Source organism: Sphingomonas flavalba, from assembly GCF_047553045.1.
Classification (GTDB): domain Bacteria; phylum Pseudomonadota; class Alphaproteobacteria; order Sphingomonadales; family Sphingomonadaceae; genus Sphingomonas_L; species Sphingomonas_L flavalba_A.
This window is the reverse complement of record NZ_CP180208.1, coordinates 1,327,095-1,354,031: the sequence shown is the minus strand read 5'-3', so window position 1 is coordinate 1,354,031 and position 26,937 is coordinate 1,327,095. Positions and strand designations below refer to the sequence as shown.

The 26,937-nt window shown below is 61.6% G+C and carries 23 protein-coding genes and 2 pseudogenes; 18 read left to right on the top strand and 7 right to left on the bottom strand.

Going from position 1 to position 26,937, the window contains the following annotated elements; all coding sequences use genetic code 11:
* Positions 1–555 precede the first annotated feature (555 nt).
* Entirely contained in the window at positions 556–1,647 is a 1,092-nt protein-coding gene (locus ACMT1E_RS06400) for a hypothetical protein (protein ID WP_414902805.1), read from the bottom strand.
* Positions 1,648–1,757: 110 nt separating this feature from the next.
* Here ACMT1E_RS06400 and ACMT1E_RS06395 point away from each other — a divergent pair.
* Positions 1,758–2,929 (top strand): IS3 family transposase gene (locus ACMT1E_RS06395; RefSeq protein ID WP_414899752.1). Its coding sequence is split into 2 segments (ribosomal slippage): positions 1,758–2,031 and positions 2,031–2,929, totalling 1,173 coding nucleotides; the frame shifts between segments, so codons are not numbered across the junction.
* A gap of 371 nt (positions 2,930–3,300) precedes the next feature.
* On the opposite strand, the gene ACMT1E_RS06390 is transcribed toward ACMT1E_RS06395, so the two are convergent.
* The 4 genes from ACMT1E_RS06390 to ACMT1E_RS06375 all read right to left on the bottom strand — a co-directional run bounded on the left by ACMT1E_RS06390 (position 3,301) and on the right by ACMT1E_RS06375 (position 6,192).
* Positions 3,301–3,615: a type II toxin-antitoxin system RelE/ParE family toxin gene (locus ACMT1E_RS06390; protein WP_414902803.1), complete on the bottom strand. Its 315-nt coding sequence runs from the start codon at positions 3,613–3,615 to the stop codon at positions 3,301–3,303.
* A complete protein-coding gene (locus ACMT1E_RS06385; protein ID WP_414902801.1) occupies positions 3,612–3,866 on the bottom strand; it encodes an antitoxin in 255 nt (84 codons plus the stop codon). The genes ACMT1E_RS06390 and ACMT1E_RS06385 overlap by 4 nt, the downstream gene beginning before the upstream one ends.
* Positions 3,867–3,969: 103 nt before the next feature.
* Positions 3,970–4,881 carry a tyrosine-type recombinase/integrase gene (locus ACMT1E_RS06380; RefSeq protein ID WP_414902800.1) on the bottom strand — a complete coding sequence of 304 codons (912 nt, stop codon included), beginning with the start codon at positions 4,879–4,881 and terminating at the stop codon, positions 3,970–3,972.
* A gap of 139 nt (positions 4,882–5,020) precedes the next feature.
* Positions 5,021–6,192, bottom strand: a protein-coding gene (locus tag ACMT1E_RS06375; RefSeq protein WP_414899752.1) for an IS3 family transposase whose coding sequence is annotated in 2 segments (ribosomal slippage) — positions 5,021–5,919 and positions 5,919–6,192 — 1,173 coding nt in all. Because the reading frame shifts where the segments join, the coding sequence is not laid out codon by codon here.
* 435 nt (positions 6,193–6,627) lie between these two features.
* Here ACMT1E_RS06375 and ACMT1E_RS06370 point away from each other — a divergent pair.
* The 4 genes and pseudogenes from ACMT1E_RS06370 to ACMT1E_RS06355 all read left to right on the top strand — a co-directional run.
* On the top strand, positions 6,628–7,983 hold the full coding sequence (locus ACMT1E_RS06370) for a tyrosine-type recombinase/integrase (RefSeq protein WP_414902798.1): 1,356 nt from the start codon (positions 6,628–6,630) through the stop codon (positions 7,981–7,983).
* 105 nt (positions 7,984–8,088) lie between these two features.
* Positions 8,089–9,444 (top strand): IS1380-like element IS1247 family transposase, encoded by a 1,356-nt coding sequence (locus ACMT1E_RS06365; protein ID WP_078527637.1) that lies wholly within the window; start codon positions 8,089–8,091, stop codon positions 9,442–9,444.
* Positions 9,445–9,705: 261 nt separating this feature from the next.
* Positions 9,706–10,521 (top strand): sulfonamide-resistant dihydropteroate synthase Sul2, encoded by an 816-nt coding sequence (sul2, locus tag ACMT1E_RS06360; protein WP_001043260.1) that lies wholly within the window; start codon positions 9,706–9,708, stop codon positions 10,519–10,521.
* Positions 10,522–10,607: 86 nt separating this feature from the next.
* A pseudogene (locus tag ACMT1E_RS06355) lies at positions 10,608–10,850 on the top strand (phosphoglucosamine mutase); the annotation flags it as partial.
* 235 nt (positions 10,851–11,085) lie between these two features.
* Here ACMT1E_RS06355 and ACMT1E_RS06350 read toward each other — a convergent pair.
* Positions 11,086–11,346, bottom strand: a pseudogene (locus ACMT1E_RS06350) (IS91 family transposase); the annotation flags it as partial.
* A 178-nt stretch (positions 11,347–11,524) separates the two neighbouring features.
* On the opposite strand from ACMT1E_RS06350, the gene ACMT1E_RS06345 reads away from it, so the two are divergent.
* The 11 genes from ACMT1E_RS06345 to ACMT1E_RS06295 all read left to right on the top strand — a co-directional run bounded on the left by ACMT1E_RS06345 (position 11,525) and on the right by ACMT1E_RS06295 (position 24,750).
* Positions 11,525–12,487 carry an ArdC family protein gene (locus tag ACMT1E_RS06345; protein ID WP_414902796.1) on the top strand — a complete coding sequence of 321 codons (963 nt, stop codon included), beginning with the start codon at positions 11,525–11,527 and terminating at the stop codon, positions 12,485–12,487.
* A complete protein-coding gene (locus ACMT1E_RS06340) occupies positions 12,484–12,879 on the top strand; it encodes a DUF2958 domain-containing protein (RefSeq protein WP_414902793.1) in 396 nt (131 codons plus the stop codon). Before ACMT1E_RS06345 ends, ACMT1E_RS06340 begins: the two co-directional genes overlap by 4 nt.
* 124 nt (positions 12,880–13,003) lie before the next feature.
* Positions 13,004–15,142, top strand: a complete 2,139-nt coding sequence (locus tag ACMT1E_RS06335; RefSeq protein ID WP_414902791.1) for a ParB/RepB/Spo0J family partition protein — start codon at positions 13,004–13,006, stop codon at positions 15,140–15,142.
* Positions 15,143–15,238: 96 nt separating this feature from the next.
* Positions 15,239–15,544, top strand: a complete 306-nt coding sequence (locus tag ACMT1E_RS06330; RefSeq protein ID WP_414902790.1) for a hypothetical protein — start codon at positions 15,239–15,241, stop codon at positions 15,542–15,544.
* 422 nt (positions 15,545–15,966) lie between these two features.
* Positions 15,967–16,131, top strand: coding sequence for a hypothetical protein (locus ACMT1E_RS06325; protein WP_015740132.1), 165 nt, complete (start codon positions 15,967–15,969; stop codon positions 16,129–16,131).
* 198 nt (positions 16,132–16,329) lie between these two features.
* A complete protein-coding gene (locus tag ACMT1E_RS06320) occupies positions 16,330–16,878 on the top strand; it encodes a hypothetical protein (RefSeq protein WP_414902789.1) in 549 nt (182 codons plus the stop codon).
* A gap of 65 nt (positions 16,879–16,943) precedes the next feature.
* Complete coding sequence (locus tag ACMT1E_RS06315; RefSeq protein ID WP_414902787.1) at positions 16,944–17,360, top strand: hypothetical protein; 417 nt, start codon at positions 16,944–16,946, stop codon at positions 17,358–17,360.
* Positions 17,353–17,997, top strand: coding sequence for an antitoxin of toxin-antitoxin stability system (locus ACMT1E_RS06310; protein WP_414902786.1), 645 nt, complete (start codon positions 17,353–17,355; stop codon positions 17,995–17,997). Before ACMT1E_RS06315 ends, ACMT1E_RS06310 begins: the two co-directional genes overlap by 8 nt.
* A gap of 159 nt (positions 17,998–18,156) precedes the next feature.
* Entirely contained in the window at positions 18,157–22,479 is a 4,323-nt protein-coding gene (locus ACMT1E_RS06305) for a strawberry notch-like NTP hydrolase domain-containing protein (RefSeq protein ID WP_414902784.1), read from the top strand.
* On the top strand, positions 22,479–23,516 hold the full coding sequence (locus ACMT1E_RS06300; RefSeq protein WP_414902782.1) for a toprim domain-containing protein: 1,038 nt from the start codon (positions 22,479–22,481) through the stop codon (positions 23,514–23,516). The genes ACMT1E_RS06305 and ACMT1E_RS06300 overlap by 1 nt, the downstream gene beginning before the upstream one ends.
* A 307-nt stretch (positions 23,517–23,823) precedes the next feature.
* Positions 23,824–24,750 carry a DUF2493 domain-containing protein gene (locus ACMT1E_RS06295; protein WP_009450561.1) on the top strand — a complete coding sequence of 309 codons (927 nt, stop codon included), beginning with the start codon at positions 23,824–23,826 and terminating at the stop codon, positions 24,748–24,750.
* A gap of 32 nt (positions 24,751–24,782) precedes the next feature.
* Here ACMT1E_RS06295 and ACMT1E_RS06290 read toward each other — a convergent pair whose 3' ends face one another.
* The gene (locus ACMT1E_RS06290) at positions 24,783–25,283 is read right to left on the bottom strand and encodes a hypothetical protein (protein WP_009450560.1); all 501 of its coding nucleotides are present in this window, start codon (positions 25,281–25,283) and stop codon (positions 24,783–24,785) included.
* 232 nt (positions 25,284–25,515) lie between these two features.
* On the opposite strand from ACMT1E_RS06290, the gene ACMT1E_RS06285 reads away from it, so the two are divergent.
* The gene (locus ACMT1E_RS06285; RefSeq protein WP_009450559.1) at positions 25,516–25,956 is read left to right on the top strand and encodes a hypothetical protein; all 441 of its coding nucleotides are present in this window, start codon (positions 25,516–25,518) and stop codon (positions 25,954–25,956) included.
* Positions 25,957–26,522: 566 nt separating this feature from the next.
* Positions 26,523–26,849 (top strand): DUF736 domain-containing protein, encoded by a 327-nt coding sequence (locus ACMT1E_RS06280; RefSeq protein ID WP_009450558.1) that lies wholly within the window; start codon positions 26,523–26,525, stop codon positions 26,847–26,849.
* The last annotated feature ends 88 nt before the right edge of the window (positions 26,850–26,937 follow it).

Genomic DNA, 26,937 nt, shown 5'->3' with positions numbered 1-26,937 from the left:
GACCGGGCTGCGTTGACAACGTGAGGCAGCTATTTGCGGACGTCGACTAGATTCGGGCGATCGTGAGCTTGCCTCCTATCAAGCCCCGAAACCTGCCCGTCCGAACACGGTTCTTCATCGTCATTGGAGCCAAAACAGCGCCGCTCTTAAGGATATTGAAGGAAGGTGAGGCGGAAAATTGCCAGCCTCTACGCCGCAGCACGCTTGCTTCTGGTGAGTGCTGCTTTCTGCAGAACCCACAGGAAATCCGTATAAAAATTGATTCTATTGGCGCACCCAAGATGATGAAGATGAGAACTGGTCGGTCATCGTCGGGCAATCGCAAAACAAACGATAACGGTAACTCCCACACCCTCGGGCCGCTGTTCAAGATACCAGCCAACAATCCCGAAATCAGCAGTCCTCCCGAGCGTTTCGGCGCGTGCTTCAACATCCGCAGATGGGACATTCCTGTCGAGCGCTGGTGGGGCACCGCTGCTGTGAGCGGAAGCGGAGGTTCGCTGTCACCTCTAACGGCTATACTTGGTCCGTTCGCCGACCGGTCGCAAGCTGTGTCTAGGCGGCGAGTCTGAATTCCGTGCCAATTTCTTGGATATCTGCTTCACTGGGGAGGGCTAGTTGCATATCCTCGATCCAGTTTGAGACCCAGTCACGCTTATCTTGCGACCACGCATCGTAAATCGGCCGTCGCAGCGAGATCGCGCGAACCCGGATCATTTCGTCCAAGGTGGCGCGGATGATCGCCGGAACCCGATGACGGTCCAGCTCCGCCCTGACGAGACGCTCGTCGGCGCTCAAGCTGGCGAGAATGGCTTTGCCGTATCCTGGTGCCTCAGCCTCCTCTTCTCCGCGCGCGCCGATCAGCGTGGCCAATATCTCCTGCATGCCCCTAGTGACGAAGGGGGCGGGGATAACGATCTCGTCGTGGATGCGCCGGTTATGCCAGGCGAGCAGCACCCCGCTGACGGTGCGATAAATATCGAGAAAATTCGCCAGCCCGCCCAAATTTCCCCGGCCCGCGTGCCGTTCAAGTCGCATTTGGATGTGGCGCTGCACGAAAGTCCAGATCGCGCCGCGCAACTCCGTTACCGATCCGCCACTCGATCCGATCTCCCAATGATCGGGAATGTCGCCCGAAAATGGATCGCGCGAACGCCAACGTCCCCCGCCACCGCCGCCCGAAGGGGTGTCATCGTTGAACCGGATAGTCGTGTTGTTCATAAAATCGATCGCCGCGTCGATCCCGTCGAGCGCATCTACATATTCGATCAGCCCGTCGCCACTTTCCATGACTCGCTGCAGTCGGTTACCCGCAGCGTTGCCTCCCGCTCGATCGCGTAGCAGTCGCGAAAGCTGCTTCACCGAACAAAGCGGGCTTTTCACCTCGTAGCCGTCAATTACACCTTGCAGTTGACCGACCGCCGGTCGGTCAAACTTGGCCTGATCGTCATCCTTCAGTGACAGAGTGATATCGGTTTTTGCGGGATCGATCTTCCACGAGAATGTCGGCAGCGCCTCGTCGCGTTTGAATATTCGAAGCGTGATGTCGGCGACCTGTGGGGGAATGGCCGCAGCCGCTAAAAGCTGTCCCTCATCGGTAAGGATCAACGAATGCAGTTTGAGTCCGTCCGTCTCATCTGCCTGCAACGTGGGCTCCTCGATCGCGGCCGCTTCAAAATCCTCTGGATTGGTGTGCCTTGAGAAAGTTGGTCCAATTCTGAAGAGAGCCCGATTGGGCGAAAGGATTGGAGAAATATATGGGACGTCAGCGATTTACGCCGGAGCAGATCATCGCGAAGCTGCGTGAGGTGGATGTGATTGTTGGGCGGGGCGGGACCGCGGTCGAGGCTTGTCGGCAGATCGGGATTGCCGAACAGACGCTCTATAGGTGGCGCAAGGAATATGGTGGCCTGAAGGTCGACCAGGTGCGTCGGATGAAGGATCTGGAGCGGGAGAATGCGCAGTTGAAGAAGCTGGTTGCCGATCTCGCCCTCGACAAGGCGATCCTGCAAGAGGCGTCAAAGCTGACTTTTTGAGCCCCTCCCGTCGCCGCGAGGCGATCGAGCAGGTCCGACGCATTCTTCCAGTATCGGAGCGTCGGACCTGCCGTGTTCTGGTTCAGCATCGCTCGACGCAGCGACATCGTCCAAAGGATGACAGCGACGAGCAGCGTCTGACAGCTGATATTGCCGCACTGGCCAAGGATTATGGCCGGTACGGCTATCGCCGCATCCATGCTCTGCTCGGCCATGCCGGCTGGCAGGTCAGCCTATCGGTTGTCGAGCGCATCTGGCGGCGGGAGGGTCTTAAAGTGCCGAAGCGGCAACCGAAGCGACGTCGGCTCTGGCTGGGCGACGGATCGTGCATCCGATTGCGCCCGCAGCATCGCGGACATGTCTGGTCATACGACTTCGTCGAGGATCAGACGCGCAATGGGCGCAAGTTCCGGATGCTCAACATCATCGATGAGTATAGCAGGGAATGCCTGGCGATGGTGCCGCTGCGGCGGTTCCGGTCCAATGACGTCATCGACGTGCTGGCCGATCTGTTCATCGAACACGGGCCGCCCAAGCATATCAGGTCCGATAACGGCCCTGAGTTCGTCGCGCATGCGGTGCGTGAATGGTTGGGCCGGCTCGGGGTCACCACGCTCTACATCGAGCCGGGCAGCCCGTGGGAAAACGGCTACATCGAGAGCTTCAATGCACGCCTGCGCGATGAGCTGCTCAACGGCGAGATCTTCTACAGCCTTGAGGAGGTCCGCTGCGTCACCGGCTGGTGGCGCGATCATTACAACCGACTGCGTCCGCACAGCAGCCTCGGCTATCGCCCGCCAGCGCCGGAAACCATCAAGATGCCAGCCTGGCCGCTCGGCTCCGCTGCGCTCCACCTCCCGCCCAGGCTGGCATCAGAAATGCGGATCAGCTAATCATGAAACCGGACCAGTCATCGCGGGCAGTCCACCGGCGTCCTCAGAAAACGGGGTCCCACCGCGACGCCGGGATCAGGCATCTGCTCTGCGAGCAGAGTCGCCACCTGGGCGCGAGGCGATACGGGGTGGGGTTTTACAGATCGAGTCATTGCTCTTCTCCTTGTTAGGAGGCCGCGCCACGCTCACTCCGTCAGCGCGGAGCAGCCGGATATGCGCTCATGGCGCACCAAAGCAGTGAGCCTTTCGAACCTGCGGAGAAAGCAAAGCGATGCGCACACCAAAGCTGGCGCAGTGATCCGGGTCGGTTCTGATTGCGAACCGGGAAGAGCGGCCTGGGAATTCGGCGATGCCGAACGCCCACCAATATTTCACATTTCGAGCCTGCCGCTCAGCCGAGCCATCAGATCCATGCGTTCGTGAAAAATCGCCACGATCAGCGCCGGCGCATCCCGCCGCGGCAGGCAGAAAATATAGTGATGTTCGCAGTGCGTCATGCGCAACGCCGGGTGAAGAGCGCTCATGTCCTTGAACGCGCCTTCACCGCCCGCCAGGCGCGCAATGCCCTGTTCCAGCACGCCGATATAACGACGCACCTGTGCATCGCCCCACTGCCGGCGGGTATAGCGGATGATGTCGCGCAGGTCCGCTTCCGCCGCACTCGTCAGCACATAGCTTTTGCTCAAGCGCGGCTATTCCCGGCTAATTCCTCGTCGAGGATTTCGCCAATACTCTTCGCGGAAACCTTCCCCGCCAAGCCTTCGCTGATGCGCGTATTGAGCAAGGACTTGAGCTCCGACCACGCTCGGTCGCCGTCCGCGTCGCCGGGGAACAGCCGTTCGAGCGCATATTGCTTGATCGTTTTGCCCTGTAAAGCAGCCAGCGCCTTCAGGCTCTGATGCTGCTGGTCGGTTATATCGATGGTCAAGCGACTCATCGGATACCTCCTATCACTTCTTACAAACCCACATTAGCACATATGTGGGTTTGTATCCACCGTGCGCTAGCGCGCAATCGCTGCCCGCCATGGGTTTGAGCACTCAGATCACAGCCTGCTCGCCCTTATTGTCGTCCGACGCCGTCTTTCCGAGAAAATCAGCAAGCGAGGCCTTCCGGGATTCCGGGTCAAGCGCGTAGGAAGTGTGCGTGAACGCGGCGCCATCCAGCAGGCCCTGGATGTAGCCGGCGATATTGTCCGCCGCCATGACGAGCGCGGTATCGACCGTATGGATGTAGCGGCTCGTCACCGTTCCACGCGAATGGCCGACCAGGGCGGCGATGGTCGCCTCGGTGAAGCCAAGGTCATTCGCAATGCTGGCGAAGCTGTGCCGCAGGACGTGCGGCGTGATGTCCGCCAGGTCGGTGTCGGTGAATATCTTCGACCAATGGTTGGGAAAACTCCCGAAGGGCGTATCCTCAGCCCAACCGGGAAAGACATAGCCTTCTGCCCCATCTCCGTGCCCGTCCCTGAAATACTCCAGCACGGGAAGGCCGACCGGACGCACCGATGCGCCCTCCTTGCTGTCCGTAAGGCGCAGGCAGCTGCCATCGATATCGACCTCTTCCCGGCGAAGGTTGATGATCTCGCTGCGCCGGCATCCGGTCAGCGCGATGATACGGATCATCTGCGCGGCCATCGCATATTGCCCGTCCGCGGTCGCCTTCCGCAGGATGGCTCCGAGCGTGCGATATTCTCGCTCGCTCAGACGCCGGCTGTTGACGTTGTCCTTGGGCTTGCGAACCCCGTGCACCGGATTCTGCTCGATGATGCCGAGATCAACGGCGTAGCTCAGAATCCCACCCAAAAGGCCGATCGTGCGCGTCGCCGTGCCGACCCCACCGCGCACGATCGCACGCCCACGCAGTTTCCCCGTTTTCACATTCACCTGCGTCTTTCCTGCCATGATGTCCTTCATGGCCTGGGCGATGTCGGCCTTGCTCAGGTCGCGCACGCGCCGTGCGCCGAGCAGCGGAATGATATGGCGCTGGATGCGCCCGACATCGGTGATGATCGTCGATGCCTTCTTTGGCCGTCCCCGTTTTCCCAGAATGAGACCTGGACTGCCCGCGATGACTGGTCCGGTTTCATGATTAGCTGATCCGCATTTCTGATGCCAGCCTGGGCGGGAGGTGGAGCGCAGCGGAGCCGAGCGGCCAGGCTGGCATCTTGATGGTTTCCGGCGCTGGCGGGCGATAGCCGAGGCTGCTGTGCGGACGCAGTCGGTTGTAATGATCGCGCCACCAGCCGGTGACGCAGCGGACCTCCTCAAGGCTGTAGAAGATCTCGCCGTTGAGCAGCTCATCGCGCAGGCGTGCATTGAAGCTCTCGATGTAGCCGTTTTCCCACGGGCTGCCCGGCTCGATGTAGAGCGTGGTGACCCCGAGCCGGCCCAACCATTCACGCACCGCATGCGCGACGAACTCAGGGCCGTTATCGGACCTGATATGCTTGGGCGGCCCGTGTTCGATGAACAGATCGGCCAGCACGTCGATGACGTCATTGGACCGGAACCGCCGCAGCGGCACCATCGCCAGGCATTCCCTGCTATACTCATCGATGATGTTGAGCATCCGGAACTTGCGCCCATTGCGCGTCTGATCCTCGACGAAGTCGTATGACCAGACATGTCCGCGATGCTGCGGGCGCAATCGGATGCACGATCCGTCGCCCAGCCAGAGCCGACGTCGCTTCGGTTGCCGCTTCGGCACTTTAAGACCCTCCCGCCGCCAGATGCGCTCGACAACCGATAGGCTGACCTGCCAGCCGGCATGGCCGAGCAGAGCATGGATGCGGCGATAGCCGTACCGGCCATAATCCTTGGCCAGTGCGGCAATATCAGCTGTCAGACGCTGCTCGTCGCTGTCATCCTTTGGACGATGTCGCTGCGTCGAGCGATGCTGAACCAGAACACGGCAGGTCCGACGCTCCGATACTGGAAGAATGCGTCGGACCTGCTCGATCGCCTCGCGGCGACGGGAGGGGCTCAAAAAGTCAGCTTTGACGCCTCTTGCAGGATCGCCTTGTCGAGGGCGAGATCGGCAACCAGCTTCTTCAACTGCGCATTCTCCCGCTCCAGATCCTTCATCCGACGCACCTGGTCGACCTTCAGGCCACCATATTCCTTGCGCCACCTATAGAGCGTCTGTTCGGCAATCCCGATCTGCCGACAAGCCTCGACCGCGGTCCCGCCCCGCCCAACAATCACATCCACCTCACGCAGCTTCGCGATGATCTGCTCCGGCGTAAATCGCTGACGTCCCATATATTTCTCCAATCCTTTCGCCCAATCGGGCTCTCTTCAGAATTGGACCAACTTTCTCAAGGCACACCAATCCAGGCAACGGGAAAATGGGCTTTTGGCGCGTCCCGCGTATCACAAAAGCTGGCTTCGTGCTTACGCGAACCTAGGCGCATCCGGTGCGGCGGGCTGCACGAATCCAGACAATCCATTGATATTTAATAGAAAACTGGCGCACCCGACAGGATTCGAACCTGTGACCTCTGCCTTCGGAGCAATTTGGGCTGACTATCCGAATTGCACGCTAGGACACGCCATGGCACGATACACCACTGAAACTAATAGACAATTCAGTTTCTCACGCCGAAATTCATATCCGAAGCTTCGCTCTGACTTTCCTCCTGCTGCTTCCGTGGTGCTTCCGCGGAAACAGCAGGTTCACGAAGGAGGCATCGCATAATGGCCAAGCTGACGAAGCGCGTCGTGGACGCGGCAGCAGTCCGTGAGAAGGACTATTTCATCTGGGACGACGAACTGCCAGGTTTCGGCCTACGCGTGTTCGCATCCGGCAAGCGCAGCTACCTGATCCAGTATCGGGCTGCGGGTCGAACCCGTCGCTACACCATCGGGCTTCACGGAATCTGGACCGCAGAAACCGCGCGCCAAGAAGCCAAGGTGCAACTCGGTCGCGTAGCACAGGGTGACAACCCTTCAGAAGAACGCCTGCTCGACCATCAGGCGCTCACCGTGAAGGAGCTGTGCGCCATGTATCTGAAGGATCTCGACGCTGGTCTTATCCTTGGGAAAGGCGGTCGGCCGAAAAAGACGACCACCATCATCACCGACACTGGTCGAATTCACCGACACATCACGCCCCTCATCGGCAACAGGCGCGTCAAAGATCTCACGAAAACCGACATCACCAAGGTCATGAAGGACATTATGGCGGGCAAGACCGCTGTGTCTGTCAAAACCAAAAAACTGCGTGGCAAGGCCGTCGTCACGGGCGGCGCCGGCACCGCCACACGAACGATCGGGCTTTTGGGCGGAATCTTCACCTATGCAATGGAAGCCGGGATCATAACGACCAATCCGGCACATGGCATCCGCAAGCCAAAGGACAATGTTCGTGACCGACGGTTGACGGAAGCCGAGTACAGGATTCTGGGGGAGATACTTCGCGCAGCAGCCGAGAACCCAAAATTCACAATGACGGTCGATGTAATTCGTCAGATTGCGCTTACCGGATGTCGGCGAAGTGAAATTATCGGGCTCATGTGGCGCGAGGCCGACACCGACGCGAGCTGCCTGCGCCTGACAGACAGCAAGGAAGGTGCGTCCGTTCGCCCGGTCGGGCTTGCCGTCGTCGAATATCTGGAGGAGCGTCGAAAGACGGCGACGGGATCGTACGTCTTTCCCGGCCAGGACGAGGACAATGCATTTGGCAGCTTCCCCAACCATTGGAAACAGATTTTCAGAACCTCTCAGCTCGCCGATGTAACCCCGCACGTCCTCCGTCACAGCTTCGCGAGTATCGCCAATGACCTTGGGTTTACCGAGGTCACAATTGCCGCATTGGTTGGCCACTCCAAAGGAACCGTTACGAGCAAATATATCCATACTCTCGATACAGCCCTGATCATGGCTGCCGACACAATTTCTGGCTACATTCAGGGACTACTTGATGGGATTGAATTCAAGCAAACCGCCTATGCGCTTGATCGGGATTCCAGAAAAACTGCTCTCGCACTCTTCCTCCGCAATGCCGCGGGAGACGATGCGCTGAAGCCTGAAGGCCATCAACTCGCCGCTTGAAGGCATAGAATCCCACATTTCCCAAGTAAGGCGCTGATTTCGCTGTCCTGACCATTATATTTCCTATATAAAACATGGTGTTGAAGGCTGCGAGGGGCGCGTTTCATGGATCACCCAGAGGGTGCGGGCTTGCAACGGGCAGATCGGGTGGATTTCGACCCTCGCGTGCGGCTGGAATTTCGCGGCACGCAGCTCAGTTCCGACGGCGGCCTTCTGGTGATGCGCGAGCTTGATGACGCGCTCGGGTTGTCCGATTTGGCGTCAGCGGCGCTGCGCGATACTCGCTCTGGCAAGAACACGGTCCATCGGCTCGACGGCCTGTTCCGGCAATCAGTCTTTGGGCGGCTGGCCGGATACGAGGATGTCAACGACGCCAACCGTCTCGCCTGCGATCCGGTCATGCGCCAAGTTGTCGGCGGCAGAGCGGTCGATGCACAAGCGGCCTCGGCATCGCAGATGGGACGGTTCGAGACCGAGACGCTGGCTCTGGCCGGGAACCGTGCCGCGCTGGCCGACCTGAACGGGCAATGGATCGACCGGTTCCATGACCGTAACGGGCTGAAGTACATCGTTCTGGACATGGACAGCTCGGTCAGCCCGACCCATGGCGACCAGGAAGGGTCCGCCTGGAATGGCCATTTCGACTGTAGCTGCTATCACCCCAACTTTCTGTTCAACCAGTTCGGGATGCTGGAACGCTGCGCCCTGCGCCATGGCAACGTCCACAGCGCCGATGGCTGGCGTGATGTTCTCGACCCCGTCATTGCGCGCTACGCGGAGCGCGACCTTGGTGGCAGGTTCTTCCGGGCCGATGCTGCCTACGCGATCCCGGCGATCTATGAGCGATTGGAAGAAGCGCGGTTCTTCTACGCCATCCGGCTGCCCGCAAACGCGGTCCTCAAGGACAAGATCGCGCATCGGCTAACGCGCCCTGTCGGGCGGCCGTCACTGACCAAGGTCAAGCGGTTCTTCGAGGAATTCGAGTATCAGGCGGCGTCCTGGGACAAGGAACGCCGGGTGATCGCCAAGATCGAATGGCATCCGGGCGAACTGTTCCCGCGTGTCGGCTTCATCGTCACCAACCTGCCGATGGAGCCGGACTGGGTGGTGCGGTTCTACAACCAGCGCGGCACCGCCGAGCAGCACATCAAAGAGGGCAAATACGCCTTTCGCTGGACGCGGCTGTCGTGCCGGAAGTTCCGCGACAATGAGGTGCGGCTGCAACTGCACGCCCTGGCGTACAACCTGGCCACCTTCTTGCACTGCATCGAGCTGCCCGAGGCCATGGCCGACTGGTCGTTGACCAGCCTGCAACTGAAGCTGATCAAGATCGGGGCACGTGTGGTCCGTCACGCCCGCACCATCACCTTCCAGCTGGCCGAGGTCGCTGTCACCGGCACGATGGTACGCGCCATCCTCGCCGCTATCCGCCGATTGCGAGCGCCACCGCTATGCGCATGATCGCGATCCACGCTCAAACTGAACGAAAGCGGCTGGACAGATCTGTCCGCTGCGCTGAAAAACGCCGCCCCTGGGCAAGGAAACAGCGGCTTCGCGGTCTGATCCGTCCAGATCCAGCAGTCTGCGCGACCGCAGGTGCCGCTTGCGGCAGAAAATCCTTGTCTAGCGCTCGGATACAGGCGATCTTCACCTCAAACGACACGCCACTTGGGGAATGCAGGATGAGACTCATGCTCGATTATTATTATTATAGAAGCCCCCATGAATAAATCGCTCATCATTTTCGGCATCGTCAACATAACCTCGGACAGTTTCTCCGATGGAGGCCGGTATCTGGCGCCAGACGCAGCCATTGCGCAGGCGCGTAAGCTGATGGCCGAGGGGGCAGATGTGATCGACCTCGGTCCGGCATCCAGCAATCCCGACGCCGCGCCTGTTTCGTCCGACACAGAAATCGCGCGTATCGCGCCGGTGCTGGACGCGCTCAAGGCAGATGGCATTCCCGTCTCGCTCGACAGTTATCAACCCGCGACGCAAGCCTATGCCTTGTCGCGTGGTGTGGCCTATCTCAATGATATTCGCGGTTTTCCAGACGCTGCGTTCTATCCGCAATTGGCGAAATCATCTGCCAAACTCGTCGTTATGCATTCGGTGCAAGACGGGCAGGCAGATCGGCGCGAGGCACCCGCTGGCGACATCATGGATCACATTGCGGCGTTCTTTGACGCGCGCATCGCGGCGCTGACGGGTGCCGGTATCAAACGCAACCGCCTTGTCCTTGATCCCGGCATGGGGTTTTTTCTGGGGGCTGCTCCCGAAACCTCGCTCTCGGTGCTGGCGCGGTTCGATGAATTGCGGCTGCGCTTCGATTTGCCGGTGCTTCTGTCTGTTTCGCGCAAATCCTTTCTGCGCGCGCTCACAGGCCGTGGTCCGGGGGATGTCGGGGCCGCGACACTCGCTGCAGAGCTTGCCGCCGCCGCAGGTGGAGCTGACTTCATCCGCACACACGAGCCGCGCCCCTTGCGCGACGGGCTGGCGGTATTGGCGGCGCTGAAAGAAACCGCAAGAATTCGTTAACTGCACATTCGGGATATTTCTCTATATTCGCGGTTCAGCAGGCATGTCCCCTTTGAGGGCGACCCGACGACAGGATAATCGACCTTATGGTGCGCAAATATTTCGGCACAGACGGTATTCGTGGCAAAGCCAACGAAGGCGCGATGACGGCGGAAACCGCCTTGCGCGTCGGCATGGCGGCTGGCCGTGTCTTTCGTCGCGGTGACCACCGCCATCGTGTCGTGATCGGCAAGGATACGCGCCTGTCGGGCTATATGCTTGAACCCGCGCTCACAGCCGGTTTCACCTCGATGGGCATGGACGTATTCCTTTTTGGCCCGCTGCCGACAACGTATAGGAAGAATAAACGCCCTTTTCACCCAAGTCCAACAGCTTTGGACCGCAGTTGACTCTTTCGACACCCCTGCGATGCAACCCAATCCGGCTGACGGGGAGCCAGCAACGCTGAAAATTTACCCTCCTCTTTCCCACTAGCGGCTCCTTTTCCGACAACCAGCACGGCGGATCCCTGCCGCGGCGCTGTGAACGCAGCATTTTGATTGGTATCGTTGGCCTTCAGGCTCGTCAGTCAAACAGACCCAGGAGCAGCTCAGCCGGTGGCGCCCGGCTTTCGGGTAACGCCCTGGTCCCGCTGGTTTCGGCTTTGTGCTTCAGGTGATCAAGGATCTGCTTGATCACTATAGGGTCTTCAATGCAGGCGATGACTTTCATGGCGCCGCCGCAGCCGCTGCAGGTCTCGATGTCGATATTGAAAACACGCTTGAGCCGTTGCGCCCATGTCATCGACGCTCGCCGTTGTGCTGGTGTTGCCGGTTCATCAGCCAGAATACGAGAGGACATCACGGGGAAAGCCTTCCCCTGAGGCCGAGCCTTGGTCTCGGCCTACCCCTTCTGCGGGGAAACCCCGCAACGCCCCCTTCAGAGTGAGAGTGCGGACGGATTTTCCGTGACGGGTTGAGGGCTGGAGGAGAGGCTTCCGGCACCCGTCGCGGAGATCATCCCGATGGCCAGACAGGGTCGTAACCTCGCGGAAGGTGGCGCGCGCAGCAACCTTTACGACGACATCACCAACAAGATCATCGCCGAGCTGGAGCAAGGGCGGTTGCCATGGGTCCAGCCTTGGGGTGCGTCGCCTGATACCGCCCCGCTGGGCCTGCCGAGAAATGCTTCAACCGGCCGGTCCTATTCCGGCATCAATATTCTCATCCTCTGGGGGGCTGTCATCCAGCATGGTTTCCCCGCTCAGGCGTGGCTGACGTTCCGCCAGGCGCTTTCGCTTGGCGGCAATGTCAGGAAGGGCGAGCGTGGCACGACTGTCGTTTATGCCGACCGTTTCACCCCCGAGGACGAGAAGCGCCGTGCCCGCGAAACGGGTGAGGATGCGCATGCCATTCCGTTCCTGAAGCGGTTCACGGTCTTTAACGCCGCGCAATGCGATGGCCTACCCGATGAGATCACGGCAGTCGCGCCGCCACCGCCGCCGGGCCTTATCGAACCTCAGGTCGAGGCGCTGATCCGGGCCACCGGCATTGACTTCCGTATTGGCGGCAATCGCGCCTTCTATATGCCGTCGCTCGACTATGTGCAGGTGCCGCCTCCGCAAGCCTATTTCGAGCCGATCAACTGGCACAGGACGGCCCTGCATGAGCTGGGGCACGCCAGCGGCCATCACAGCCGCCTCAACCGCGATCTGACCGGCTCGTTTGGCTCGAAAAAATACGCCTTCGAGGAAATGATTGCCGAACAGACCGCGGCCTTCAGTTGCGCCGCGCTCGGGATCATGCCGACCGTCCGCCATGCCGATTACATCGGGTCGTGGCTGGAGGTCATGCGCGAGGATTCCCGCGCGATTGTCCGCGCGGCCTCGCAGGCCAGCAAGGCGGCGGACTGGCTGCTGTCGCATCAGCTTGCCGAAGACACCGGGGAGTCGGATGCGAGCGAAACCGACCGGAGGGCGGCGGCATGATCCTCCTGACAGGCGCACAGCACGACCGCCTGCTGGCCAATGGTCACCAGCGCGATCAAGATCACATCCCGGTCGTGAAGTTCTTCAATCCCCTCGGTGAAGGCGTCTGGCTCGCTACCGAGCTGGATGAGGATGGCGACATCATGTTCGGCCTGGCGGATCTCGGCCATCCCGAACTGGGTTCGTGGAGCCTTGGCGAGATGCAGTCAGTCCGGCTGCCCTTCGGCATGGTCATCGAGCGCGATCTGCTGTTCACCGGCGATTTCCCGATCTCGGTCTGGGCCGAGGCCGCCCGTGAGACCGGCAGCATCCGCGCCGCCGAGCGTCTGCTCTACCGCGTCGGCGCGAGCTTTTCCTGTACATCCGCCGATACAGAAAACCGGAGTGCCTGATTTCCGGGTTTCAGGTTCTGCGGCTGGCGTCGCTCTCTTCAGAGGAAGAGGGCGGCGCTTCGCTTCGTGACGGGCTGATAGCCGGAGAGAGAGGCTCACCGGCGTCCGTCATGGAGTAACTGACATGGCCACTGCCGTTCAGAAGATCACCCTGTCGTCCTCGCGCGACATTCCTTTCAACAAGCTGGTCCTCAGCCAGTTCAACGTCCGGCGCGTCAAGGCTGGCATCTCGGTCGAGGAACTGGCCGAGTCTATCGCCCGTCGCGGCCTGATCCAGTCCCTGCATGTCCGCCCGGTCGTGGATGCCGAGGGCAAGGAAACCGGCATGTTCGAGGTGCCCGCCGGCGGTCGCCGTTTCCGGGCGCTGGAACTGCTGGTCAAGCAAAAGCGCCTCGCCAAAACCGCGCCGATCCCCTGCGTCGTGTCGGAAGCCAGCGCCGATGTGCTGATCGACGAGGTATCGCTCGCCGAGAACATCGAGCGCGCACCGCTGCATCCGCTCGACCAGTTCCGCGCCTTCCGGGCCATGCGCGAAAAGGGCATGACCGAGGAAGCCATCGCCGCCGCCTTCTTCGTCGATGCCAAGGTGGTGAAACAGCGCCTGCGTCTGGTTTCCGTCTCACCGGCCTTGCTCGACGTCTATGCCGAGGATGGCATGACGCTGGAACAGCTCATGGCCTTCAGCGTCAGTTCTGACCATGCCCGGCAGGAGCAGGTCTGGGAAGCGATCAAGGATGGCTGGCAGAAAGAACCCTACCACATCCGCCGCCTGCTGACAGAAACCACGGTCCGCGCCGCCGACAAGCGGGCGGTTTTTGTCGGTATTGCCGCCTATGAGGAGGCTGGCGGTTGCGTGCTGCGCGATCTCTTCCAGCAGGACGATGGCGGCTGGCTGCAAGATCCGGTGCTGCTCGACCGGCTGGTGGGCGAAAAGCTGAGGGCCGAGGCCGAGGCCATCGCCGCCGAGGGCTGGAAATGGATCGAAGTCGCCATCACCTTTCCCTATGGTCACGACCATGGCCTTCGCCAGATTGTCGGCACGACGGTCGATCTGACCGAAGATGAACGCGCCACCCGCGAGGCATTGCGCGACGAATATGAGCGGCTTGAAGCGGAATATGGCGAGGCCGACGAACTGCCGGACGAGATCGACGCCCGCCTCGGTGAGATCGAACAGGCGCTGGAAACCTTCGAGCGCCGTCCGATGACCTTCGAGCCGGACCAGATCAGCATGGCGGGTGTCTTCATCAGCATCGACGCCGATGGCGCATTGCTGATCGAGCGCGGCTATGTTCGCGCCGAAGATGAAACGCCTGCGGAACCGGAAGCTGAAATCGTTGACCCGGAAACCGGCGAGGTGATCCAGCGGGCAGAACCGGAGGTAAGCCGCATGGGTGCAGTTATCACGCTGGGCGGCCAGACGGTCGAAACTGAGGAGGAAGACGAGGCCGACACCATCAAGCCGCTGCCCGATCGCCTGGTCAGCGAGCTGACCGCGCATCGGACGCTGGCGCTGCGGGATGCGGTGGCAGTAAACCCGCATGTCGCTATGACGGCACTGCTGCACAGGCTGGTCATGGATTGCTTCATGCCGCATTCCAGCAAGGGATGCCTCGAAGCCCAGGTCCGGGAGGTTCATCTGCCCGCTCAGGCCGAGGATCTGCGCGATAGCGCTTCGGCCAAGGCCATCGCTGACCGCCACGAACGCTGGGGCGATCATGTCCCGGCAGACGATGCCGCCCTCTGGGATTGGCTGACCGATCTGGACGACGGTTCGCGCATGGATCTGCTCGCCCATTGCGTCAGCTTCGGTGTCAACGCGCTCTATGAAAAGCCCAACCCTTACAGCGGCGCGGGCGTTAGTCAGCACGGGCTGGACATCCGCCTGTCGCAGGCTGACCGGCTCGCCCGTTCGACCGACCTTGACATGGTAGCCGTGGGCTGGCGGCCGACGGTTGGCAATTATCTCGGTCGCGTGACCAAGCCCCGTATCCTTGAAGCCGTGCGCGAAGGGGCCGGTGATCGGGCCGCCGATCTGATCGGGCACCTGAAGAAGGGAGACATGGCCAAGGAAGCCGAACGCCTCCTGGCGGAATCCGGCTGGCTGCCCGAGCCGCTGCGCATGGTGGATGACGGAATCGGGACCGATCCGGCAGCGGGCACTGACGTAGAAGCCGACGATCTGCCCGATTTCCTCTCCGGCGATAGCGAGGACGACCCGGCTGACGACGAGGAAGAACAGCACATGGTCGCTGCTGAATAGTTCTCAGGCGGGGTGGCTTCGGCTGCCCCGTTTGCACCCTCCGTTTCCGCAACGCGCCCGGTCCTTGTGATCGGGCTTTTTCATTGGAGCGCTTCCATGCCCGCCATCATCGACGTCGATCAAATCTTTCTTGAGGATCGCGAACATTCCCCATCGGAGCGCACCCTGCCCTGGGAGGAAAGCCGCGACGGCATGACCGTTGTTGTGGAGCCAAAGCCCCATTGGGCCGAAGACATGCGCGTCTTCCGGCTCGATTCCCGTGAATATTGCCGCTACGCCGACTGGACGGCTCATGGCGCTCGTGCCCGTTTCTTCGGTCATGTCGACACATCAGGCGACGATCTGATGATGAAGGCCCGCGTTATGATCGCGCGTGAGATCGCCGATGGGCTTTGGACCTGAAGACTCGATCGCGGGGTGTCGGGCCGTGAGGATGATAGCTGTTCACCCCACAGGTCCACCTCCAGCTTCACCACAAAACCCGGCCATCCCTGCACATGGGCAAGCGACGGCCATTTCCAGCCTGATGGGAACACGATCCTGATGCCCGCATGGCGGCAAGGCTGGCGCGGCAGAGCATCTGCGGGCGGGTATCCGGCATCCTGTCAGATGCAAAGCACCACCCCCGCTTCCATTCGCAAACCTTGGTCCGATCCGTCTCTTTGACAATCAACCCGTAAAGGGTCGGCTTACGCGAGCGTGCCGCCCTCGGGGATTCGGAAAAAGTCCGAACGCCCGAGGGTGATTGCAGATCCGGTCAGACACTTCGGGCGCCTGTCGCGCGGGGGATGGTCCCCCGCCTCCAAAGACAGGAGCCGGAACCCATGTCCTATGCAGATGCCACCGCCTTCGCCGCCAGCCTCGCCGCCACGCTGATGGTCGAGATCGTCGTGTTCCAGGCCGGGGACGGCACCCACGCCGCTTGTCCCGCCGCCGAGTTCGACGGCGACGACGACATGGTGAAGCTGGAGCTGGATCCTTGGGGGTAAGGCGCGACCGCGCCTCATCCCCGACGGCCTGGCCGCGACAAGCCCGCGACCGGGCCTTCAGCGCGTCGCGATGGTTGCCCATCGCCGACGGCGGAACCGGGCTGCCCCGGTCAGAGAGGAAGAGTGCGGGCCGTTCGGCCGTGACGGGTTGAGGGTCGGAGAGAGAGGCTCACCGGCGCCCGTCATGGAGTGATCCCGATGACCTTTGTCCGTTCCGTAACCTTCCGTTCCATCGGTCAGATTTTGGCTGCCGATGTTCTGCCCGCGCTTTATCGGTCGCAAAAGCTGCCGTTGCGCATCTCATGCCTCGGCGCGGCCAGCTATGACGCCAGTGACGCGGCGAACAGCTTTGACCGCGTGATCCCGCTTGGGGAATGCCCATCACTGGAAGAGGCCATACAGACCGCAGCCTTGCGCGTGGCGCGCGGTAATATTTGCACGGGGCCGGACAGCTTCCCGTATTTTCAACCGCGCATCATGCTCATTCAGGACCGAGATCAGCGCCTGGTCCTCGCCGGCGAAATCCGCGCCGGCATTATCCTCTGGCAACAGCCAGTCGCGTCCGATGCCGAGGCACGCAGGATCGTGACCGAGGCCAGCCGCCTGCGCGGTATGGCGTTCCGGGCTTCGGACCCCGGCGATGCGAGACGGCTGCGTTACCGCGCCGCTGCGCTGGAGGCCCGATTGGTCGATCCCTTCTGGCGCGAAACCTCGGCCGATCTGCTCCGCCTGCCGCAGGCCGCCTGAGCTTCACCCATTCCATCCCATTCGGCTCGGCCATACGCCGGGCCATGTCATGTCCGGAGACCGTCATGGCCGATTATTACACGCACTTTTCCTGCCTGCTTGACGTGGGCACCCCCGAAAACGCCGCCCGCGCGCTTGATCTCTACAACGCTCTGGCGGATGACAATGCCGTTGAGGATCCGCCTTCAGATGGCTTCCTGCTCTCCATCCAGCCAGAACATGGCAGCACGCAACTCTGGATGCGCGATGATGTCACCGGCGATCCCGAGCATGTCGTTCAGTTTGTCAAACGCTGCGCTGCCGAATTTGGCCTCAGCGGATTATGGGGTTTCCAGTACGCAAACAGCTGCTCGAAACCGCGCATCGACGGATTTGGTGGTGGGGCGCATGTCCTTGATCTCGCCACCGGCGAGACAGTGGACTGGATCTATACCGATGGCTGGCTTTCCTCGGTTCTGGAAGGGAGAGACCCCTATGCCTGAGGTCATCGAAACCACCGTCTATCGCCTCAACGAATTGTCTGATGTGGCAAAGGACAAGGCCCGTGCCTGGTATCGTGAGGGCGGCTTCGACTATGACTGGTACGATGCCGTCTATGAGGATTTCCAGCGCATCGCCGAAATCCTCGGGCTCAACCTCAAGACCCGCACCGTCCGGTTGATGGACGGCGGCACACGGCAGGAACCGTGCATCTGGTTCCGGGGCTTCTGGTCACAAGGGGACGGTGCCTGCTTCGAATCTCTCTATTCCTACCGCAAACATGCTCCGCGCCTTATCCGGGAGCACGCACCGCAGGACACCGAATTGCATCGTATCGCCGATGCCCTTCAGGCGGTCCAGCGCCGCAACTTCTATCAGCTTCGCGCCGATGCCAGCCATCGCGGCCATTATTATCACGAATACTGCATGTCGATCACGGTCGAGCGCGACAGCCCGACCTGGCAGGACATGACCGCTGATGCCGAGGAGGCGGTCATCGAGGCGCTGCGCGATCTGGCCCGCTGGCTCTACCGCCAGCTTGAGCGCGAGTATGATTATCTGTCCTCGGACGAGGCTGTCGATGAAACCATTGCCGCCAATGAATACACCTTCACCGCAGCTGGTCACCGCTTCGGATGATCCCGAGAAGACACTGACAAGCGCCCCACCGTCCGGTCGGGGCGCTTTTTTTATGCTGCGCTTTGAGAGTCAGAGGCGGGCCGGAAGGGGTTAAGTCCGGGCGGTCGAGAGAGAGCGCTGTTCGGACTCTTCCATTTCTGCTCTCCTGAGGTTTCCGACATGAACATGGTGTTTCCCGTGGCCGATCCGGTCACGCCACTGGCGGCTGCGCCCGCGATTCTGGCTGCGGCTAATCTTTTGCTTCCGTCTCTCGAACGCGGTGAACGCATCGATGCCGCCACCTTGCGCCGTGCTATGGAAACGGCCTTCGGCGCGTCCGACGCTACTGGCGTCTGGGACTGGAAGCTGGCCTATGAGGCGTGCGAAGTCGCTACCGTCCTTTTCTTACGCAAATACGGAAAGGCGCTTTTCCGTAAAGCCGCGTCTCCGGCTACACGCATTTCCGTGCTGGCAAAGATCGCGGCGCTGTTGCCCACGCAGACCCGGCGTTCCGAGGAAAGCCAAAACCTCCAGCAATTTTCGACGCCGATCCCGCTCGGCCTTACCGCTCTGACGGCTGCCGCGATTACGCCCGATGACAGGGTGCTGGAACCATCGGCGGGCACCGGCCTTCTGGCGATCCTGGCGCAGACCATCGGTGGCTCGCTGATCCTCAACGAACTGGCCGAGACCCGCGCCGATCTGCTTGCCCAGATCTTTCCGGCTTTTGCCGTCACCCGCTTCGACGCCGCCCAGATCGATGATCATCTGGCTCCGGATGCTGTCCCGTCCGTGGTGCTGATGAACCCGCCATTCTCGGTCATGGCCAATGTCAGCGGGCGTGTCGCGGATGCGGCCTATCGCCATGTTGCCGCGGCACTGGCCCGTCTTGCTCCCGGCGGGCGGTTGGTGACGATCACCGGCGCTGGCTTTGGCCCCGAAGCTCCGGCATGGCGGGACGCCTTCATCCGCTTGCAGGCCCGTGGCCGCGTGGTGTTCAGCGCTGCCGTCGATGGCGCGGTCTATGCAAAGCACGGCACCACGATCGACACGCGGCTGACCGTGATCGACAAACTGCCCGCCGACGATCCCGCCAGTTTGCCGGCTTCGCCGGGGATCGCGCCTGATGTTGCCACGCTGATCAGATGGATCGAGGAACAGGTTCCGCCGCGCCTGCCAGTGTCATTGCCGAAGATCGTGGTTTCCGCTTCGGCCACCGCGCCGAAGACCGTGCGGGGCTATCTCGCACGCTCGGCGGTTACGCGATCTGTCGCTGCTTCGGCCAATGATCCTGATGGCGTCGAACTCGCCTATGAGACCGTGGACTGGACGCCACCGGAAGGCGCTCGCCTGTCCGACGCGATCTATGAGGAATATGCGCTGCAATCGCTGCGTATCGCTGGTGCACAGCCGCATCCGACCAAGCTGGTGCAATCCGCCGCCATGGCCTCGGTCGCACCGCCCAAGCCGTCCTACCGGCCCATGCTGCCGCCCGACATCTGCGCGCGTCTGTCGGACGCCCAGCTTGAAACGGTGATCTATGCAGGTGAAGCCCACGCCGATCATCTCGCCGGCGCCTGGACCGTGGACGAGCATTTCGACAATGTGAGCGCCGCGCCGGAGGATGCTGAAGGATCGATCCGCTTCCGCCGGGGCTTCATGCTCGGTGACGGAACCGGCGCTGGCAAGGGTCGCCAGTCTGCCGCCATTATTCTCGACAACTGGCTGCGCGGTCGGCGCAAGGCGATCTGGATCTCCAAATCCGACAAGCTGATCGAGGACGCGCAGCGCGACTGGTCGGCGCTCGGCATGGAACGGCTGCTGGTCACGCCGCTGTCACGCTTCCCTCAAGGCGTAAAGATCAAGCTGTCGGAAGGCATCCTTTTTACTACCTATGCCACGCTACGCTCCGACGACCGGGGCGAGAAGGTTTCCCGCGTCAAGCAGATCGTTGAATGGTTGGGGTCCGATTTCGATGGAGCCATCATATTCGACGAGAGCCATTCCATGCAGAATGCCGGTGGCGGCAAAGGCGAACGCGGTGATGTCGCCGCTTCACAGCAGGGACGTGCGGGCCTGCGGCTTCAGCACGCGCTGCCCGATGCCCGCGTGGTCTATGTCTCGGCAACCGGCGCCACCACCGTCCACAATCTCGCCTATGCGCAGCGCCTCGGCCTCTGGGGTGGTGAGGATTTTCCGTTCCAGACGCGTGCAGAGTTCGTAGAGGCGATCGAAGCCGGTGGCGTTGCGGCCATGGAGGTCCTGGCCCGCGACCTGCGATCTCTCGGCCTCTATACCGCCCGCTCACTCTCCTATGATGGCGTCGAATATGAACTGATCGAGCATCAGCTCACGGACGAACAGCGGCACATCTACGACTCATATGCTGCCGCCTTCGCCGTCATTCATGGGAATCTGGACGCGGCGATGGAAGCCGCCAACATCACCGGCAGCGAGGGGACGCTGAACCGGCAGGCCAAATCCGCCGCCCGTTCGGCCTTTGAAAGCACGAAGCAGCGCTTCTTCGGCCATCTGCTGACCTCCATGAAAACCCCGACCCTGATCCGGTCCATCGAGGCCGATCTGGAAGCGGGCCATGCCGCCGTCATCCAGATCGTCTCGACTGGCGAAGCCCTGATGGAACGGCGGCTGTCCGAGATCCCGACCGAGGAATGGAACGATATTTCCGTCGATGTCACGCCGAGGGAGTATGTCGGCTCGTATTTGCAGCATTCCTTCCCGGTGCAGCTCTATGAACCCTTCACCGATGGCGAGGGCAACCTGTCGTCACGCCCCGTCTTCCGCGATGGTCAGCCGGTGAAATGCCGTGAAGCCGTGGCGCGGCGCGACGAGATGCTGGAGCAGCTGGGTTCGCTTCCGCCTGTCCCCGGAGCGCTCGACCAGATCGTGCAGCGCTTCGGCACGGATATGGTGGCCGAGGTCACAGGCCGTTCGCGCCGGATCGTGCGCAAGGGTGACGGGGTATCGGCACGTCTTGCGGTCGAGAACCGTGCGCCTTCTGCCAATCTTGCCGAGACCTCGGCCTTCATGGATGACCAGAAGCGCGTTCTGGTCTTCTCTGATGCCGGTGGTACGGGGCGCAGCTATCACGCCGAACTCTCGGCGAAAAACCAGCGGCTGCGCGTGCATTACCTGCTGGAACCTGGCTGGAAGGCCGATGCCGCCATTCAGGGGCTGGGTCGCACCAACCGTACCAATCAGGCGCAGCCGCCGCTCTTCCGGCCCATCGCCACGGATGTCAAAGCCGAGAAGCGCTTTCTCTCGACCATCGCCCGCCGCCTCGACACGCTGGGCGCGATCACACGCGGCCAGCGCCAGACCGGCGGTCAGGGGCTGTTCCGTCCCGAGGATAATCTGGAATCCGCCTATGCTCGCGATGCGTTGCGCCAGCTCTATCTTCTGATTGTGCGCGGCAAGGTCGAGGGATGCTCGCTCGAACGGTTTGAATCCGCAACCGGCCTGAAGCTGATGGACGGCAATGGTGTGAAGGACGACCTGCCGCCGATCACCACCTTCCTCAACCGCCTGCTAGCATTGACCATCGAATTGCAGGGTATCCTGTTCGCCGCCTTCGAGCAGCTTCTGCAGGCGCGTATCGACGGGGCGATTGCATCCGGCACCTATGATATGGGGCTGGAAACGCTGAAGGCCGAAAGTTTCATCGTCACCGACCGGCAAGTGATCCACACCCATCCGGGCACCGGCGCGGAAACCCGGCTCCTGACGCTCACCGAGCGCAAACGCAATCAGCCGGTCACGCTCGATGCGGCCCTCGCGGAACTGGATGATCCCCGCGCAAGATTGCTCATCAACGAGCGATCCGGTCGCGCCGCCGTGCAGATCCCGACCACCAGCGTCATGCTGGATGATGGCGAGATCGAACGGCGCGTGCGGCTGATCCGTCCCATGGAGGCGATGAACATTCCGGTGCGGGCGACGGGCGAGACCCATTGGATCGAGGCTGACCGTGCCGCCTTCACCACAGCCTGGAAGGCGGAACTGGCCCAGGTGCCGGAGTTCACCGACAGCATCCTGCATATGGTGACAGGGCTGCTTCTGCCGATCTGGAAACGCCTGCCGCAGGACTCCGCCCGCGTCTATCGGCTCCAGACCGACGAGGGCGAACGCATCATCGGTCGCCGGGTATCGCCGGCCTGGGCCGCCAAAGCTTCGACCAGTGGCGTCACCAACAGCCTGACACCGGATGCCGCCTATACCGCGCTGATCGAAGGTCGCACGATCCTTGATCTCGCCGAGGGACTGCAATTGCGCCGCGTCCGCGTCATGGGCGCCAACCGGATCGAACTGACCGGCTTTACTGACGCGATGCGCGAACGGCTGCGGGCCTATGGCCTCTTCAGCGAGATCATCTCGTGGAAACTGCGCTTCTTCGTGCCCGTCGATGCAACGGGATCGGAGATCATCGGCAAACTGCTTGACCGCTTCCCGGCCCTGCGCATCGGTGAGCGGGAGGCCGCATAATGGCGCGTCTCAACGCTTCCGAACTGGCGCAGCGTCTCGGCCGACAGGCCGAGGCGGTGTGCCGTCACTATCTGTCGAATGGTCGCAAACAGGGCAATTACTGGCAGGTTGGTGATGTCCGAAACACGGCTGGCCGCTCCATGTTCGTCCGGCTGCACGACAGCGTGAAAGGCATTGCCGGCAAATGGCAGGACTCGGCCACGGGTGAATATGGCGATCTGCTGGACGTGATCCGGGACTCGCTCGGCCTGATCGACTTCGCAGACGTTGCCGAAGAGGCCCGGCGCTTCCTCAGCCTGCCGCATCCTGAACCGCAGCCGCCATCCCGTCAGTCCAGAACGCCAGCACCATCGGGATCATCCGAGGCAGCACGCCGCCTCTGGCGCATGACGCAGCCGCTGATCGGCAGTACCGCAGAAGCGTATTTTCGCGGACGCGGCATTACGGATTTACGCCAAACCGCAAATCTGCGCTTCCATCCCAACTGCTACTGGCGGCCCGAGGACGATGGCACGACCGAAACATGGCCCGCCATGATCGCCGCCGTCACCGACCTCGATGGCAGGATCACCGGTGCGCACCGCACATGGCTGGCCCCTGACGGTTCCGGCAAGGCACCTGTCGATCCGCCGAGGAAGGCAATGGGCGACCTGCTCGGACATGCGGTTCGTTTCGGGGATGTGCGGGATGTCATGGCAGCGGGGGAAGGTATCGAAACCATCCTGTCGCTGCGTCAGGCTCTGCCCACCATGCCAATGGTTTCCGCACTCTCGGCCGGGCATCTCGCTGCCATCCTGTTCCCGCCGCACCTGCGCAGGCTCTATATCGTCCGCGACAACGATCCGGCAGGTGACAGCGCCCGCGATAGCCTGGTGGACCGGGCGCACGAGGTCGGGATCGAGACCATCACGCTCTCCCCCATGATGGGGGACTTCAACGAAGATCTCACAACTCATGGACTGGATGCCGTTCGGACAGAGATCCGGGTGCAAATCGCTCCCGAGGACGTCAGCCGCTTCATGGCTTCAATTGCATAGCCGGCACGGGGCCGTGATCGGACCGTTCCGATCCTGTCATGCGTGCAGGCTGCATCCTGTCATCAGCAGAGGACCGCGCCTTGGCCTTCCGAGAGGGCGATCGGCCCACAAACGCTCCGGTCAGGCAATGGCGGCGCCCGACTGATTTCCGTCGGCGGGCAAGCCCGCCTTTACAGCGCGAAACAAATCAGCCGGGCTTTGCCATCAAGGCCCTCGCCAGAGGCTCGCGCTGCCAGACCGGAGCGCCCGTGGGCGTGTCTCGCCATGAAGGCCGCGACGGTCGCGGTCCAACTGACGGAAGCATCCCATGTACGCGCACGACGATTTCGAACCCGATCACAGCACGTCCCCGACCGGCCATGCCATCGAAGAACTCGAACTCTACGGCTACCGTCCCTCCGAAGACGAGGCCGATCCCCGGATTACACCCGAAGATCACGTCATCCAGGGCGCAGTTTCCGACATCTTCGACGCCCTGATTTCCACCATGGCCGACACCAGCCTCGATTTCGACCTCGACGAGATCCTCTGGTCCACCGTCAACACCTTCCACCGCGCTGTCGAGCGGATCGAGACCAAACTCGACGATAACGAGCAGGCACAGAAGCGCCTTCAGCGTGAACAGGATGGCAGCGAGGTCAAATCCGTCCAGCTCGAAACCCTGATCGGCGCGGGACAAAGCCTGATCGAGCGCCGCGACAGCATGGAAACCTTCCGCGATACCGCCGCCGACATCTATCTGCGCACCACCGGAACGCCCTGGTCGCAACGCTCCGGCTCACGGGTCAACCATCGCCAGATGACCTCGGCCATGATCGACAGCCGCGACTTCATCGCCGCAAAACGCCGGGCCGACAACGAGGTGCTGCTGCCCGCCGGACCGAAAATCGCTTTCTCGGGCGGTGACACCACCGATCACCGGACGATCTGGGCCAAGCTCGATCAGGTCCACGCCAAGCACCCGGACATGGTGCTGATGCATGGCGGATCGCCCAAGGGCGCGGAACGCATCGCGGCCACATGGGCTAATAACCGCAAGGTCGCACAGGTCGCCTTCAAACCTGACTGGGCGAAACATGCCAAGGCAGCACCGTTCAAGCGCAACGACCAGATGCTCGACATCATGCCGATCGGGGTCATCATCTTCCCCGGCACCGGCATTCAGGACAACCTTGCCGACAAGGCCCGCAAGATGGGCATCCCAGTCTATCGCTTCGGGACCGGCAGCGCGTGAGCGCTGCCGGTTCGGCATAACGCCATTGCGCACTACTGCAAGAGCGCCAGGTCCTCCCAGCGAATCCGGAGATAACGGCCTGAGCGCTTTGGCAATTGCTTGCGGCTGACCATTCGCCCGGAGACCTGGAACTCCGCATTTATTTTGACCACGAGCAACTTGTTGAAATGCCTCGATGTATCCACCATCACTACGTCCTTGGTCTTGAAAGGTGTGATGGTTTTGATTTCGACATGATCGTTTTCGAGCCTGCCGTCCGAACCCTGCGCGTAGGTCTTGTTCAACTTGATGCCGTAGGTGATGGCACCGAACAGCTCACCGATGTCGCCATACACGGACAAATGCAGGCCCGTCTCCAGATGGTAGCTCTCAGCGAGTGAGATCAGGTCCTCAAAATACGGGATCATTGATCGGATGGCGTTTGGATACTTCGCTCCCCATTCCTTGTGGCGAAGCTGTTCGTCAATGTCTGACCAGCTTACCCATTCGCCATCGTCGTAAAATGCCCGATCTGACCAATCGACTTCTGCCATAAAGTTTAACCCGCATCCTTCCGCCCAACGATATGGTCATCGTAGAGGTGCAGCAGATACTGGTCCACCAGACGCATAAGGTTTCTCATTCAACCTGCTAGTTTTCGGACAGGCCTGGCCTCGAAAGCCATCGCTTCTCGCGCGGTGAGAGGAATGCTGCTATGCTGTGATTGCGCCATGGTGGTGGTGGTGGAAGGCGCAGCCGTCCGACCTTTTGCACGGAGTCACCGCCATGATCGTTCTCGGAATTATTGTTTCCATTGCAGCCATCGGGACCATGTGCTGGCTGCTGTTCAATCTCGCCGTTTTTGCCCTGCCGTTCTTTATCGGCCTGAACGCAGGCATATGGGCCTATGGCACGGGCGCTGGCTGGCTTGGCGGCATCCTCATCGGTCTTATCGCTGCGGGTCTGACAGTGGCGGTCGGTCAGGGCCTGCTCATGCTGGTTCGTCCGATCTGGGCACGGCTGCTGATCGCTTTGACCTTCGTTGCCCCGGCGGGCGTGGCAGGGTTTTACGCTACGCTCGGGATCGTCAAACACATGATGCCGTCCGAGACGTGGCAGATCATCTTTTCGGTAGTCGGTGCGGTCGCGGTGGGCGTGACGGCGTTCCTGCGCGTTGCAGGCATGGCGGCAACCGGCCCTGCGGACGGGAACCTTGCACGCACCTGAACTGGAGTGACCCGTAGAGGCAGGACCAGAAGCGGATACGGATCATCTGCCGTCTTCGTCAGGAGGCGGGTGGGTAGATAGCGTGTGGATCCCAGGGCAGCGTGAGGCACAGGCACGGTCCATAGGAGCGCAGGACGGTCAGTGCCAGCATTCGAGGACTGACCGAAAACCGGTTGGGGCAATGCCGATAGCACAGGCCGGAGAAAAGGATGTGCACGACCTGAAACGCGGGGGACCAGACAAGCCGGTGCGCCGGTCTGGTCATCCTGATGGAGCCTCGAGGTTGCCACCGTCCCCGTTCACCCCCGTGTCTCGACCGCTCCAAACGGCCTCTTCAATGGCCTGATCTGGCCGAAGAACAGCGCGATGCGCTTCGACCGCTTTAGCGCAACAGCGTCGTCACAACTTTCTTCCCCTGTCGGCAAAGCCGCCATTCCGCGCGGAACAAGAAAGTTCCTCCTGTGCTGTCCAGCCCCTTTGGGGTGCGCCAGCGTTCGTCTCCGGCCGGTCGATCGCCATAGAGGCCGCAATGGTGCGGGCTCGGAAACGGAAAGCGGAGACTTAAAATGGCAACCATCGGCACCTTCAAGAAGACCGGCTCGAACGAATTCACCGGCGAAATCGTCACCCTCAGCGTCCAGGCCAAGGGCGTGCGCATCATCCCCGACCTGCGCGCCACCGGCGAGAATGCCCCCAGCCACCGCGTTCTGGTCGGTCGCGCTGAAATCGGCGCCGCCTGGTCCAAGCGCTCCAACGAGGGCCGCGACTATCTGGGCCTCAAGCTGGACGATCCAAGCTTCAACGCTCCGATCTACGCCAACCTCTTCGACGAAGAGGACGGCGAAACCTTCTCCCTCATCTGGTCCCGCCCCAACGGTCGCCGCGGCGACTGAGGCGCGGAACAAAGGCTCCGACCGCAAGGTCGGGGCCTTTCCCGTGCCCGCGGGAAAGCCGCCAGGCCCGGTGACCTGACCGGGCTGG

What these genes read in the sequence shown, in the direction of transcription:
- ACMT1E_RS06285 (WP_009450559.1), top strand. Translation starts at nt 25,516, where the DNA reads ATGATCGTTCTCGGAATTATTGTTTCCATTGCAGCCATCGGGACCATG.
- ACMT1E_RS06310 (WP_414902786.1), top strand. Translation starts at nt 17,353, where the DNA reads ATGCCTGAGGTCATCGAAACCACCGTCTATCGCCTCAACGAATTGTCT.
- ACMT1E_RS06345 (WP_414902796.1), top strand. Translation starts at nt 11,525, where the DNA reads ATGGCCAGACAGGGTCGTAACCTCGCGGAAGGTGGCGCGCGCAGCAAC.
- ACMT1E_RS06325 (WP_015740132.1), top strand. Translation starts at nt 15,967, where the DNA reads ATGTCCTATGCAGATGCCACCGCCTTCGCCGCCAGCCTCGCCGCCACG.
- ACMT1E_RS06300 (WP_414902782.1), top strand. Translation starts at nt 22,479, where the DNA reads ATGGCGCGTCTCAACGCTTCCGAACTGGCGCAGCGTCTCGGCCGACAG.
- ACMT1E_RS06330 (WP_414902790.1), top strand. Translation starts at nt 15,239, where the DNA reads ATGCCCGCCATCATCGACGTCGATCAAATCTTTCTTGAGGATCGCGAA.
- ACMT1E_RS06340 (WP_414902793.1), top strand. Translation starts at nt 12,484, where the DNA reads ATGATCCTCCTGACAGGCGCACAGCACGACCGCCTGCTGGCCAATGGT.
- ACMT1E_RS06295 (WP_009450561.1), top strand. Translation starts at nt 23,824, where the DNA reads ATGTACGCGCACGACGATTTCGAACCCGATCACAGCACGTCCCCGACC.
- ACMT1E_RS06315 (WP_414902787.1), top strand. Translation starts at nt 16,944, where the DNA reads ATGGCCGATTATTACACGCACTTTTCCTGCCTGCTTGACGTGGGCACC.
- ACMT1E_RS06370 (WP_414902798.1), top strand. Translation starts at nt 6,628, where the DNA reads ATGGCCAAGCTGACGAAGCGCGTCGTGGACGCGGCAGCAGTCCGTGAG.
- ACMT1E_RS06385 (WP_414902801.1), bottom strand. Translation starts at nt 3,866, where the DNA reads ATGAGTCGCTTGACCATCGATATAACCGACCAGCAGCATCAGAGCCTG.
- ACMT1E_RS06320 (WP_414902789.1), top strand. Translation starts at nt 16,330, where the DNA reads ATGACCTTTGTCCGTTCCGTAACCTTCCGTTCCATCGGTCAGATTTTG.
- ACMT1E_RS06290 (WP_009450560.1), bottom strand. Translation starts at nt 25,283, where the DNA reads ATGGCAGAAGTCGATTGGTCAGATCGGGCATTTTACGACGATGGCGAA.
- ACMT1E_RS06280 (WP_009450558.1), top strand. Translation starts at nt 26,523, where the DNA reads ATGGCAACCATCGGCACCTTCAAGAAGACCGGCTCGAACGAATTCACC.
- sul2 (WP_001043260.1), top strand. Translation starts at nt 9,706, where the DNA reads ATGAATAAATCGCTCATCATTTTCGGCATCGTCAACATAACCTCGGAC.
- ACMT1E_RS06305 (WP_414902784.1), top strand. Translation starts at nt 18,157, where the DNA reads ATGAACATGGTGTTTCCCGTGGCCGATCCGGTCACGCCACTGGCGGCT.
- ACMT1E_RS06365 (WP_078527637.1), top strand. Translation starts at nt 8,089, where the DNA reads ATGGATCACCCAGAGGGTGCGGGCTTGCAACGGGCAGATCGGGTGGAT.
- ACMT1E_RS06335 (WP_414902791.1), top strand. Translation starts at nt 13,004, where the DNA reads ATGGCCACTGCCGTTCAGAAGATCACCCTGTCGTCCTCGCGCGACATT.